13 protein-coding genes are annotated in these 11,894 nt (G+C 66.7%); 9 read left to right on the forward strand and 4 right to left on the reverse strand.

Annotated elements, in window-relative coordinates:
• Window positions 1–4: 4 nt before the first annotated feature.
• The 6 genes from ACIQ1T_RS04130 to ACIQ1T_RS04155 all read left to right on the forward strand — a co-directional run bounded on the left by ACIQ1T_RS04130 (window position 5) and on the right by ACIQ1T_RS04155 (window position 6,446).
• Complete coding sequence (locus ACIQ1T_RS04130; RefSeq protein ID WP_395943262.1) at window positions 5–1,243, forward strand: putative DNA modification/repair radical SAM protein; 1,239 nt, start codon at window positions 5–7, stop codon at window positions 1,241–1,243.
• Window positions 1,243–2,709 carry a UdgX family uracil-DNA binding protein gene (locus ACIQ1T_RS04135; RefSeq protein WP_395943263.1) on the forward strand — a complete coding sequence of 489 codons (1,467 nt, stop codon included), beginning with the start codon at window positions 1,243–1,245 and terminating at the stop codon, window positions 2,707–2,709. Before ACIQ1T_RS04130 ends, ACIQ1T_RS04135 begins: the two co-directional genes overlap by 1 nt.
• A gap of 229 nt (window positions 2,710–2,938) precedes the next feature.
• A complete protein-coding gene (locus ACIQ1T_RS04140) occupies window positions 2,939–4,057 on the forward strand; it encodes an MlaE family ABC transporter permease (protein WP_395943264.1) in 1,119 nt (372 codons plus the stop codon).
• Window positions 4,054–4,848: an ABC transporter ATP-binding protein gene (locus ACIQ1T_RS04145; RefSeq protein ID WP_395943265.1), complete on the forward strand. Its 795-nt coding sequence runs from the start codon at window positions 4,054–4,056 to the stop codon at window positions 4,846–4,848. The genes ACIQ1T_RS04140 and ACIQ1T_RS04145 overlap by 4 nt, the downstream gene beginning before the upstream one ends.
• 12 nt (window positions 4,849–4,860) lie before the next feature.
• Window positions 4,861–5,799, forward strand: a complete 939-nt coding sequence (locus ACIQ1T_RS04150) for an MlaD family protein (RefSeq protein WP_395943266.1) — start codon at window positions 4,861–4,863, stop codon at window positions 5,797–5,799.
• Window positions 5,796–6,446 carry an ABC-type transport auxiliary lipoprotein family protein gene (locus tag ACIQ1T_RS04155; protein WP_395943267.1) on the forward strand — a complete coding sequence of 217 codons (651 nt, stop codon included), beginning with the start codon at window positions 5,796–5,798 and terminating at the stop codon, window positions 6,444–6,446. The genes ACIQ1T_RS04150 and ACIQ1T_RS04155 overlap by 4 nt, the downstream gene beginning before the upstream one ends.
• 106 nt (window positions 6,447–6,552) lie before the next feature.
• On the opposite strand, the gene ACIQ1T_RS04160 is transcribed toward ACIQ1T_RS04155, so the two are convergent.
• The gene (locus ACIQ1T_RS04160; RefSeq protein ID WP_395943268.1) at window positions 6,553–7,152 is read right to left on the reverse strand and encodes a hypothetical protein; all 600 of its coding nucleotides are present in this window, start codon (window positions 7,150–7,152) and stop codon (window positions 6,553–6,555) included.
• A gap of 307 nt (window positions 7,153–7,459) precedes the next feature.
• On the opposite strand from ACIQ1T_RS04160, the gene ACIQ1T_RS04165 reads away from it, so the two are divergent.
• Entirely contained in the window at window positions 7,460–7,894 is a 435-nt protein-coding gene (locus ACIQ1T_RS04165; protein ID WP_395943269.1) for a DUF1801 domain-containing protein, read from the forward strand.
• Between the two features lie 50 nt (window positions 7,895–7,944).
• Here ACIQ1T_RS04165 and ACIQ1T_RS04170 read toward each other — a convergent pair whose 3' ends face one another.
• Genes ACIQ1T_RS04170 through ACIQ1T_RS04180 form a run of 3 tightly spaced genes read right to left on the reverse strand, consistent with a single transcriptional unit; the run spans window position 7,945 to window position 9,783 of the window.
• Entirely contained in the window at window positions 7,945–8,601 is a 657-nt protein-coding gene (locus ACIQ1T_RS04170) for a 3-oxoacid CoA-transferase subunit B (RefSeq protein ID WP_395943270.1), read from the reverse strand.
• Window positions 8,602–8,660: 59 nt separating this feature from the next.
• Window positions 8,661–9,044, reverse strand: a complete 384-nt coding sequence (locus tag ACIQ1T_RS04175) for a four helix bundle protein (protein WP_395943271.1) — start codon at window positions 9,042–9,044, stop codon at window positions 8,661–8,663.
• Window positions 9,045–9,078: 34 nt separating this feature from the next.
• Window positions 9,079–9,783, reverse strand: coding sequence for a CoA transferase subunit A (locus ACIQ1T_RS04180; protein ID WP_395943272.1), 705 nt, complete (start codon window positions 9,781–9,783; stop codon window positions 9,079–9,081).
• 551 nt (window positions 9,784–10,334) lie between these two features.
• Between ACIQ1T_RS04180 and ACIQ1T_RS04185 the strand changes: the two genes are divergently transcribed.
• Window positions 10,335–11,360: an SAM-dependent methyltransferase gene (locus tag ACIQ1T_RS04185; RefSeq protein WP_395943273.1), complete on the forward strand. Its 1,026-nt coding sequence runs from the start codon at window positions 10,335–10,337 to the stop codon at window positions 11,358–11,360.
• Between the two features lie 10 nt (window positions 11,361–11,370).
• Window positions 11,371–11,784 carry a DUF2177 family protein gene (locus tag ACIQ1T_RS04190; protein ID WP_395943274.1) on the forward strand — a complete coding sequence of 138 codons (414 nt, stop codon included), beginning with the start codon at window positions 11,371–11,373 and terminating at the stop codon, window positions 11,782–11,784.
• Window positions 11,785–11,894: the final 110 nt, after the last annotated feature.

The raw sequence follows: 11,894 nt of genomic DNA on the forward strand, positions 1-11,894 counted from the left end.
ACATATGGCGCGTCTCGATCTCCGGAAGAAGCTGTCGGTCCTGGCGGACGCGGCCAAATATGACGCCTCCTGTTCGTCGTCAGGCACGTCGAAGCGGGATTCGGTCGGCGGCAAGGGGATCGGCTCGACCGAGGGGATGGGCATCTGCCACGCCTATACGCCGGACGGACGGTGCGTCAGCCTGCTGAAGATCCTGCTGACCAATTTCTGCATCTACGACTGCGCCTACTGCATCAATCGGGCGTCCTCCAACGTGGAGCGGGCGCGGTTCGATGTGGACGAGGTGGTCGACCTGACGCTGAACTTCTATCGGCGCAACTATATCGAGGGCCTGTTCCTGTCGTCGGGGGTGATCCGGAACAGCGACTATACGATGGAGCAACTGGTTCTGGTGGCCAAGACGCTGCGCGAGGTCCACGACTTTCGCGGCTATATCCATCTGAAGCTGATCCCCGAGGCGGATCCGAAACTGGTCGAGATGGCGGGGCTCTACGCCGACCGGCTGTCGGCCAACATCGAGCTTCCGCGCGACGAGGCCCTGGCGAGACTGGCGCCGCAAAAGGACGTTGGCGTCATCAAGAAGGCGATGAGCCAGGTGCGGCTGGGTGTCGAGGCGGCCAGGCCGGCGAAACGCGACAAGGCCAAGCCGCCGAAGTTCGCGCCGGGCGGGCAGAGCACCCAGTTGATCGTCGGGGCCGACGGGGCGCCCGACACCGAGATCCTGGACCGCAGCGCTTCGCTGTACGGCGGTTATGGGTTGAGGCGGGTCTATTATTCGGCCTTCAGCCCGATCCCGGACGCCAGTTCGGTCCTGCCGCTGTTCAAGCCGCCGCTGATGCGCGAGCACCGGCTGTATCAGGCCGACTGGCTGATGCGGTTCTACGGCTTTTCGGCGCCGGAGATCGGCGAAGGCGCGACGGGCGGAATGCTGGATCTGGCCGTCGACCCGAAACTGGCCTGGGCGTTGAACAAGCGCGAGCAGTTTCCCGTCGACGTGAACCGGGCGCCGCGCGAGATGCTGCTGCGGGTGCCGGGCCTGGGGGTGAAGGCGGTGGACCGGATCGTCTCGGTGCGACGCTATCGGACGCTGAGGCTGGAGGACGTGGGGCGGCTGACGCGGTCGGTGGTCAAGATCAGGCCCTTCATCACGGCGCTGGACTGGACGCCGGGCGGGCTGACCGATGCGGCGGATCTGAAGGCGCGGGTGACGCCTCAGGCGTCGGAACAACTGAGCCTGTTCTGATGCGGGCGGCGGTGCTGGCGTCGGAGACGGATTTCGACGGGTGGAGAAGGGCCGCGCGGGCGATGCGGCTGGCCGGCGTGGAGCCCGCGGCGGCGCGGTTCAGCGTGGCGGGGGCTGAGGGGCAGGGTGGGTTGTTCGACGAGCCGGTCGAGACAGGCCCGCGAATGACGGGCGAAAACAGGGATGAGCGGAAAGAGGCGTTCACCGTCTCCAAGGCTTTTGTGGACCTGGCGCGCGAGGTGATCCTGCATCGGTCTGCGGACCGGTTCGACCTGCTGTATCGGCTGCTGTGGCGGCTGCGGGACGAGCCTGACCTGATCAAGGTGGTCTCCGACCGGGACGTGGCCGAGGCGATGGAGCGGGCCAAGAACGTCAGCCGCGCATCGCACAAGATGAAGGCCTTCGTCCGGTTCCGGCAGGTCGAGGACGCGCGAGGCGAGGCCTGGGTCGCCTGGTTCGAGCCCCCGCACCGGGTGCTGGAGAAGACCGCTCCCTTCTTCCAGCGGCGCTTCACCACCATGCGCTGGGCGATCCTGACGCCGGACGGGTCGGCCCATTGGGACGCGGAGACGCTGAGCTTCGGCCCGCCCGCGACGCGCGACATGGCGCCGGCCGAGGACGAGGTCGAGGAGTTCTGGAAGACCTACTACGCCTCGACCTTCAACCCCGCGCGGCTGAAGGTGAAGACGATGCAGGGCGAGATGGCCAAGGGCTACTGGAAGAACCTGCCCGAGGCGGCGCTGATCCCGGAACTGGTGGCGGCGTCGGCGGTTCGGACCGATGTCATGGTCGCCGCGCCTGCCCCTGAGCCCAACGCCCGTTTCGTCCGCGCCGTGGCGCGCGACCTGCACGCAGCGCGGCCGGACGCCGAGGCGACGCCGGACAGTCTGGCCGCAGTCGAACGCGGGGTTCAGGCCTGTCGGCGCTGTCCCCTGTTCCGCGACGCGACCCAGGGCGTGTGTGGCGAGGGGCCGAAGACGGCGCGACTGATGATCGTTGGCGAACAGCCGGGCGATCAGGAGGATCTGGCGGGCCGGCCCTTCGTCGGGCCGGCGGGGCAGGTGCTGGACGCCGCGCTGGAAGAGGCCGGAATCGACCGCTCGGACGTCTATGTCACCAATGCCGTCAAACATTTCAAACACGAGCCGAGAGGCAAGCGGCGGCTGCACAAGACCCCGAATGCGGGAGAGGTCCAGGCCTGCCGCTGGTGGGTGGACGCCGAGCGGCGGCTGATCAAGCCCCGGGTGGTGCTGGCCCTGGGGGCGACGGCGGGTCTGGCGGTGCTGGGCCGCAAGCCGGTCGTGACGAAGGAACGGGGACAGGCGCAAACGCTGGATGACGGATCGGTCGGGGTGGTGACGATCCATCCATCCTATCTGCTGCGCCTGCCGGACGCGGCGGCGAAGGCCGAGGCGCGGCGCGGATTCATCGACGATCTGGCGGCGGTTCGCCGGCGTATCGGTTGAACGTCGAACGAATCCGGTTCGGCCGCGTTTGGTTCGGACCGCCAGCGTGGCGGTTAGGGGAGACTCATGGGGGACGCAGGTCCGACACAGTCCGGCAGGAAAGCGGTGGGTGAATGTCAACGCGCGTTGACTTCGGTTCGTGGCTTGACCATTAGGCTGATCGGGATTTCGGCTGTTCCTTGCGTGGGTTGGGGAGCCGTCCGATGCCCGTTCTGACTTCCGGGGCGCGATGAGCCAGACCGATTACGAGATCACCGACGCGGGCGAGGGGGCGGCGAAGCTGCGCCTTGTCGGCGACTGGACGACCACGGCCCTGGGACGGTTGCCCCAGCGGCTGGACAAGGAGCTGGACGGGCGCAAGGTCGAGAGTGTCGACACCGCCGATCTTGGCCGGTTTGACACGGCCGGCGCCCTGGCCCTGGTCCAGGCGTCGCAGTGCGGCGTGCCCAAGTCGGCCTGGAAGGACCGGCCCGAGGCCGGCCGTATCTACACGATGATCGAGGCGCTGGAGCGCAAGAGCGCCCCGCCGCCCAAACGTCCGGACGCCTTCACCCGAACCTTCGCCAAGATCGGCCGGGGCGTCTATGATTTCGGCGCCGAGGCCATGCTGTCCCTGGCCTTCCTGGGAAGGCTGATGATGGCCGTGGTGGAGGCGGCGAAACATCCCGGCGGCATCCGCTGGCCCGCCTGGGTCAGCCAGGGCGAGCGCGCCGGGTTGGACGCCATTCCGATCGTGATGATCACCAACTTCTTCATCGGGGCGGTGGTGGCCTTCATCGGCGTGGACCTGCTGACGGACTTCGGCGCCCAGGTCTTTGCGGTCCAGCTGATCGGCGTGGCCATGTTCCGCGAGTTCGCGGTGGTGATCGCCTCGGTGCTGCTGGCCGGCCGTTCGGCCTCCGCCTTCGCGGCCGAGATCGGTTCGATGCGGATGAACCAGGAAGTCGACGCCATGCAGGTCATGGGCGTCAATCCGTTCCAGGCCCTGGTGATCCCGCGCGTCGCGGCCCTGGTGCTGATGCTGCCGCTGCTGACCTTCATGGGCATGATCGGCGGTCTGGCGGGCGGTCTGGTGGTGTGCTGGAGCTCGCTGAATCTGGGGCCGGCCTTCTTCTTCCAGCGCCTGGTCGAGGACGGGATGATGGCCCAGCACATGATGGTGGGCCTGGTTAAGGCGCCAGTCTTCGCTCTGGTGATCGCGGCCATCGGCTGCCGCCAGGGCATGTCGGTCGCCGGCGATGTCGAAAGCCTGGGCCGACGGGTGACGGCGGCGGTGGTGCAGGCGATCTTCGCCATCATCCTGCTGGACGCGGTCTTCGCCCTGGTCTTCCTGGAGCTGGACATATGACCGACGCCGCGAAGACGTCGAGCGCGGACGAGACCCTGATCGAGGTCCGCGGCCTGCTGAGCCGGTTCGGCGACCGAACCATCCATGAAAACCTGGACCTGGACCTGAAGCGGGGCGAGGTCATGGGCGTGGTCGGCGGGTCCGGCGCGGGCAAGACCGTGCTGCTGAACACCATCATCGGCCTGAAGGAGCCCGAGGGCGGGTCGGTCAAGGTGCTGGGCTATGACCGCGCGTCCCTGACCGGCGACCAGGCGGCCGATATCGAGAAGCGCACCGGCATCCTGTTCCAGCAGGGCGCCCTGTTCTCGTCTCTGAGCGTGCTCGAGAATGTCGCCTCGCCTCTGGTGGAGCACACCAAGCTGCCGAAGGCGGTGATCTACGAACTGGCCGAGCTGAAGATCGCCATGGTGGGGCTGAAGCCCGAACACCATCACCTGAAGCCTGCCGAACTGTCGGGCGGGATGAAGAAGCGCGCCGGCCTGGCGCGGGCCCTGGCTCTGGATCCGGAACTGGTCTTCCTGGACGAGCCGACGGCGGGGCTGGACCCGATCGGGGCGGCGGCCTTCGACGAGCTGATACGCCAGCTGTCGGACGACCTGGGCCTGTCCGTCTTCATGATCACCCACGACCTGGATACGCTGTACGCCATCTGTGACAAGGTGGCGGTCCTGGCGGACAAGCGGGTCGTGGAAAAGGCCACGGTGCAGGAGCTGGAAGGCTCCGACCATCCGTGGATCAAGGAATATTTCCTGGGGCCGCGCGGACGCGCAGCCACCAAGACAGCGGCCTGAGGAGAGCCGACCATGGAAAGAGACGCACATTACGCCGCGGTTGGGATCGCTACTGTCTGCCTGCTGGCGGCCCTGGCGGTATTCACCATCTGGCTGGCCCGGCTGCAGTTCAACAGCGATTACGACCTGTACGACATCGTCTTCTACGGGCCGGTCAACGGGTTGTCGGAAGGCGGCGAAGTGCATTTCAACGGCATCCGGGTCGGTGAGGTGACGGACCTGAACATCGACACCAAGCGTGGCGACCAGGTCATCGCCCGTGTCCGCGTCGACGGTACGACGCCGGTCCGCGTGACCTCGCGCGCCCAGCTGGAACCGCAGGGCATCACGGGGCTGAACTATATCCAGATCACCGCCGGCTCGCCCAACAGCGCCCTGTTGAAGGACCAGTATCCGGACAATGTCGTGCCGGTGCTGCAGAGCCAGCCGTCGCCGATCGCCGAACTGCTGAGCGGGTCGGGCACGGTGCTGGCTCAGACGGTGGACGCCCTGAACCGGATCAACCGGGTCATGTCCGACGACAATATCCGCAGCTTCTCGACCAGCGTGAAGAACGTCGAGGCCCTGACGACCGAGCTGGAGGCCCGCAAGGCCATCTTCGCCGAGCTGGAAGAGGCGGTGAAGAACGCCAACAACACCATCCTGGAATACCAGGGCCTGGCCGCCGACATGCGCACCGTCGTCAATACCGACGGCCGCGAAGCCATCGCCAACATCAACCAGGCCACGGCGGAGGCCCGCACGGCCATCGCCTCGGCCAACCGCTCGATCAGCGGACTGGAGCAGCCGCTGGGCGACTTCGCGACCTCCAGCCTGCCGCAACTGAGCGGAACCATCGAGGAACTGCAGGAGGCGACCCGGTCGCTGCAGTCCCTGATCGACGACGTCCGCGCCAGTCCGCGCGACTTCATCGGTCGCCCGCAATCGAAAGAGCTGGAGGTGCAGCCGTGATCCGTTCCCTGGTTCAACTGGGTGTCGCCGTCGGCGCGGCCCTGGCGCTGAGCGGCTGTTCGCTGCTGTCCACGCCCGATCCGGTGCAGATGTATCGCTTTGGCCTGCCGATGGACGCCCCGTCGGCCGAGGGCGATACGCCCGCGCCCCTGTCGGTGTCGATCCGTCGCATCGAGTTCCCGGAAGCGACCGGCGACGACCGCATCCTGGGCGTTACGGGCACAGAGACGGCCTATATCGGCGGGGCGCGCTGGGTGTCGCCGGCCTCGACCCTGTTTGACGACAGCCTGAAGGCGGCCTTCGCCAACAGGGCCGACCGGATTCGGGTGCTGGGCCGCCGCGAGCCCGGCACGCCGCCCCTGGTGCTGCAGGTCACGGTCACGACCTTTGAGGCCCGCTACGCCGCGCCGGGCGCGACGCCGGACGTGATCATCACCGCCCGCGCTCAGCTGCGTTCGACGCCGGAACGCCGGGCCGGCGGAACAGCGGCCATCCGCCCCGAACAGGGGCGGTCGGTCGAACGGGTCTTCACCGTCAGCCAGCCGGCGGGCGAGAACCGGGTCTCGGCCATCGTCGCCGCCTTCGACACGGCGACACGCGACATCAACACCCAGATCGCCGACTGGACGATCCAGTCGGCGGGCTGAGGCTGCGTCGGTCATCTTCAGGTTGAAATCGGGCCTGGAGCCTGTGCTAAGCTGGTGTTCGAGGCTGTGTATCAGAGCCTCTTCGGGCCGGCTGACAGCTGAACGATCAATCGATGGGCGTGATCCGGGCTTCGAAGAAGCCCCATCCTCCGTCGCGATTGGTGAAGTCCGCGCCCTCGGCCCACGCCGACTGGATTGAGGCGTAGTCGTGCATCAGGAACATCACCGTATCCCGGTGTCCATCGGGTATGTCGATGAACTGATGCGCGGCGGCGTTGATTTCGAACCGGGGGTCGCCGGGCGGCCAGTCGTGGGCGTGGATGTCCATTTCCACCAGCATGATCGCGCTCGGCGGGGTCATCAGTTGGATCGTCACCGCCGGCCGTTCGATGGAATAGCCGCCCGGCGTGTCCTTTTCGAAGATCAGGTCGAAGGCGGCGAACATGTAGTCGCCATCCTCGAAATTGCCGACGCCGACCTTGCTGGGACTGGTGTATTCAAGCCAGCCCTTGCCCGCAGCAAACGGCCTGTCGGGGCGCAGGGTCAGCCACGACGGCTTCAGGTCATAGGGCGTTCGCCGGCCCAGCAGCCCGGCCGCGCGAAGGTTTCGCGTGCGGAGCAGCTCGACCTGTCGCGCCCGATCGATGCGGGCCTTGGTCGGATCGAAACGGCGCGTTCCGCTGCGCAAGATCGTCGGGTCGGGCATGACCATTCCCTCCGCGGGATAAGAGCCGGACGGGCCGTCTCCGGCGCAGCTTAACACGGAATGACAATCTCAGGTAGATTTCTCTCGTTCGACGCGGGCGTTCGACGGACTTCCAGCCGGCCGGTCTTCCGATATCCTGCCGCCAGGGCTCGGGCGGCGACCCCGCCGTCGGGCGAAGGCCGCCGCCGCCGGGCTCGTCGAAACAGCCCAATCTGCGCTATCTGGACATGGGCGAGGACGGACCGCTGGATAAGGCGCGGCTTCTCGACCGGGTCAGACAGGCCAGCTTCGCGCCGGGAGAGACGATGTGACCATCCAGGACGACTTGGCTCCGTCGGCGCTGATTGACGAGCGGATCGCGGGGCTGGACGACTGGCGCGGGGATGCGCTGGCGCGGATGCGGGCCCTGATCCACGAGGCCGTGCCCGATGTGGTCGAGACCTGGAAATGGCGCGGCGTGCCGGTGTGGGAGCGCGACGGCGTCCTGTGCACCGGCGAGACCTACAAGACGGTGGTGAAGCTGACCTTCGCCAAGGGCGCGGCTCTGGCCGATCCGGCGGGCCTGTTCAACGCCAGCCTGGAGGGGAACGCCCGCCGGGCCATCGACATCCATGAGGGCGAGGTGGTCGACGCCGAGGCGTTCAGGGCCCTGGTGCGGGCGGCCGTGGCTCAGAACCAGACCAGGCCGGCGAGCAAGACGACCCAGGCGCGCCCCATCCAAGGCGACCGCGGCGTCGCCTGAGACGAAGCTGGCTCGCTGGTCGAGGTCGAGAACAGCCGGGCCGCAGGCGGTCAGGCCGCCGTCAGGCCTTCCGCTACCGTATAGCCGGCCTCGGTCTTGTCGGCGACCTCGTCCAGGGTCACGCCGTCGGCCAGTTCGACCAGTTCGAGACCCGCGCCGTCCGGCTTGACGTCGAAGGTCGCCAGGTCGGTGATGATGCGGCTGACCACGCCCGTGCCGGTCAGGGGCAGGGTGCAGGATTTCAGCACCTTGGACTGGCCGTGCTTGTTGGCGTGCTCCATGACCACGACCACGCGCTTGACGCCCGCGACCAGGTCCATGGCGCCGCCCATGCCCTTCACCAGCTTGCCGGGGATCATCCAGTTGGCGATGTCGCCGTTCTCGGCCACCTCCATCGCGCCCAGGATCGACAGGTTGATGTGCCCGCCCCGGATCATGGCGAAACTGTCGGCGCTGGAGAAATAGGCGCTCTCGGGGATCTCGGTGATGGTCTGTTTGCCGGCGTTGATCAGGTCGGGATCCTCGTCGCCCTCGTAGGGGAAGGGGCCCATGCCCAGCATCCCGTTCTCGGACTGCAGGGTCACGGTCATGCCGGCGGGGATGTAGTTAGCCACCAGGGTCGGGATGCCGATGCCCAGATTGACGTAGAAGCCGTCCTGCAGTTCCTGGGCGGCGCGTTCGGCCAGTTGTTCGCGGGTGCGGGGCATGGGTTTGATCCGGGTGTGGGGTGTGGGGTGTGGGGTGTGGGGTGTGGGGTGTGTTGGGGTTAGGTGTCAGCGGCGTCGTTGGCGCGGAGGGATCGGATGAGGGCTCCGACGCCTCGACCTAGATGATCGCACCGGTCTAGAACCGGGTCGGTCTGGGCGGGGGTGATCAGCTCGACTTCCGTTGCGATGATCAGGTGGGTCTCCAATTCCTTCAGCGAGCCCTGTGCGATCATGAGGTGCCTGACATAGTCCTTGCGGGAGCCTCTGCCGTACCCTTCGGCGATGTTGGCGGGAACGGATACCGAGGCGCGTCTGATCTGGGAGGTCAGGCCGAACAACTCGTCCTTCGGGAAGGATCGGGTGACGAGATAGCACGCCTTCACCAAGGCGACGCCGTCACGCCAGACGGTCAGTTCCCGATAGGATTTGAGCGATGCCGTCACGCCTTACACCCCATCCCCCATGCCCCACGCCCCTCTAGACGCCTGCTCTCTGACGGACAGTACGCTGTTCGATGCGCTTCTCGGACACGGTCTGGATCAGGCGGTCGACATAGACGCCCGGCGTGTGGATGTGGTCGGGGTCGAGCGAACCGACGGGGACGATTTCCTCGACCTCGACGACGGTGACCTTGCCGGCCGTGGCCATCATCGGGTTGAAGTTGCGGGCGGTCTTGCGGAAGACCAGATTGCCGCGCTCGTCGGCCTTCCACGCCTTGACGATCGACAGGTCGGCGACCAGGCCGGTCTCCATCACATAGTCGCGGCCGTTGAAATTGCGGACCTCCTTGCCTTCGGCGACCAGGGTGCCGACGCCGGTGGCGGTGAAGAAGGCCGGAATGCCGGCGCCGCCCGCGCGGATGCGCTCGGCCAAGGTGCCCTGGGGGTTGAACTCCAGCTCCAGCTCGCCGGCCAGATACTGGCGCTCGAACTCCTTGTTCTCGCCGACATAGGACGAGATCATCTTGGCGATCTGGCGGGTGCCCAGCAGCTGGCCCAGGCCGAAGCCGTCGACGCCGGCGTTGTTCGAGATGACCGTCAGGCCCTTCACGCCGGAATCGCGCAGGGCGGCGATCAGGTTCTCGGGAATGCCGCACAGGCCGAAGCCGCCGGACATGATCGTCATGCCGTCGAAGGTCAGCCCCTCCAGCGCGGACGTGACGTCGGCGTAGATCTTACCCATCGCTCTCCCTTTTCACTGTCTGATGAATATCGACGTGTTGAGCCACGCCTAACCCGGTGCGCGATCCGGGGCAAGGCGTCCGCCTTCGCCGTCGAGGTCGCAGGCGATTTCGGACCGCGCGGGGAAAAGCGTCCGAACTGTCCGAAACGTCCGAAATCGAACGGCGCGTCTCCCGAAAAACAGTGTCCGAAACGTCCGAAATGTCCGAAATCGAGCGGTTCGCCTGCCGAAAACAGTGTCCGAAATGTCCGAAATGTCCGAACCGGGACCGGCGACGGCGGAAACAGTGTCCGAAACGTCCGAAGTCGACCGGGACTTGGGGCGCGCCGGGCAAATCCGGGACGGGGCAGGGCAGGGCGGAGGGCGCGGCGGTCATGTCGTCATTATCCGCCCGTTTCCGGCCATGGTGAGAAGAAGGCCGATTTTTCCCGCAAGTGATTGAACTTGCTAGGGGCGTTACGCGCGTGGGGACGGGGTGAGGGCCAGCAAGCGGCGCCGTGCATCCGGTCGGGCCGTCAGCGCGTATTGATTAGGATCGCAGGGAGAGAACCGTGAACCTGACCAATGTCGCCATTCGCCGTTTGCAGGACGCGCCATTCCCCGATTTCGTCACGCGGCCGGCCATCGACAGTCTGGTGACCGAGGCGCGTCGGCGGCTGGACCGCGACGGGCCGCACGACGAGGCCGCCTTCGCCCGCGAAATGGCCCAGAGGGTCATCGCCGAACACACCGACGCGGCCAATCAGCAGCATTACGAACTGCCGCCCGAGTTCTTCCGCCTGTGCCTGGGCGAGCGGCTGAAATACTCGTGCTGCCTCTATCCGGCCGGGACCGAGACCCTGGACCAGGCCGAGGTCGCGGCCCTGCTGGAGACCTGCGCCCACGCCGACCTGCAGGATGGACAGGCGGTGCTGGAGATGGGCTGCGGCTGGGGCTCCCTGTCGCTGTGGATGGCCGAGACCTATCCGCGTTCGCGCATCACCGCCGTCTCCAACAGCCACGGCCAGCGTCAGCATATCGAGGCCGAGGCCCGGGCGCGGGGACTGGGCAATCTGACGGTCGTGACGCGGGACATGAACGTGTTCGAGACGGACCAGAGGTTCGACCGGATCGTCTCGGTCGAGATGTTCGAACACATGGCCAACTGGCGCGCCCTGCTGACCAAGGCCAGGGGGTGGCTGAAGCCGGACGGGCGGATGTTCATCCATGTCTTCACCCACAGGGACGCCCCCTACCGGTTCGACCACACCGACAGCGGCGACTTCATCGCCCAGCATTTCTTCACCGGCGGGGTCATGCCCAGCCACGGCCTGATCCGGCAGTTCCCCGACCTGTTCGCGGTCGAGCAGGAATGGACGTGGAACGGCGGCCATTACGCCCGGACGGCCAACGACTGGCTGGCCAATATGGACCGAAACGCCGAGCGGATCGCCGTGCTGATGCGCGAGACCTATGGCGAGGACGCCAAACTGTGGACCCGGCGCTGGCGGCGGTTCTACCTGGCGACGGCGGGCCTGTTCGGCAATGACGAGGGCCGCACCTGGGCGGTCAGCCATTACCGCCTGAAGCCCGCGTGAGGAGGTCGTCGTGATCAAATACATCGCCGCCTATCTGGGCGCCGGGATCACCTTCGCGGTGATCGACGCCATCTGGCTGACCACCATGACCAACCGGCTGTACAAGCCGGTGATCGGGCCGATCATGACGGACAAGCCGGACATGAAGGCGGCCGTCCTCTTCTATCTGATCTCCATCGCCGGCACCGTCTTCCTGGCCATCGCCCCGGCCTTGAAGGACGAGAGCTGGACCCGGGCGGCGATCAACGGGGCGGTGCTGGGTTTCGTCGCCTATGCGACCTACGACCTGACCAATCAGGCGACCCTGGCGGCGTGGCAGACGAAGCTGACCGTCATCGACCTGATCTGGGGCACATGCCTGACCACCCTGTCGGCGACCGGCGGCTATTTCGCAGCGCGCTGGGCCGAGGGTCGATTCAGTTGATCAATGATTGATTGATCCGTGTCGAGGACAGGTCCGGCCTCTGGAGCCTGAGCCGAGCCGAGAGCTCCTCCATCTTGCGGGATCCGTTCTGACGTGCGTTAACTCGCGTC

It is taken from the genome of Brevundimonas sp. (assembly GCF_044336875.1).
Lineage (GTDB): Bacteria > Pseudomonadota > Alphaproteobacteria > Caulobacterales > Caulobacteraceae > Brevundimonas.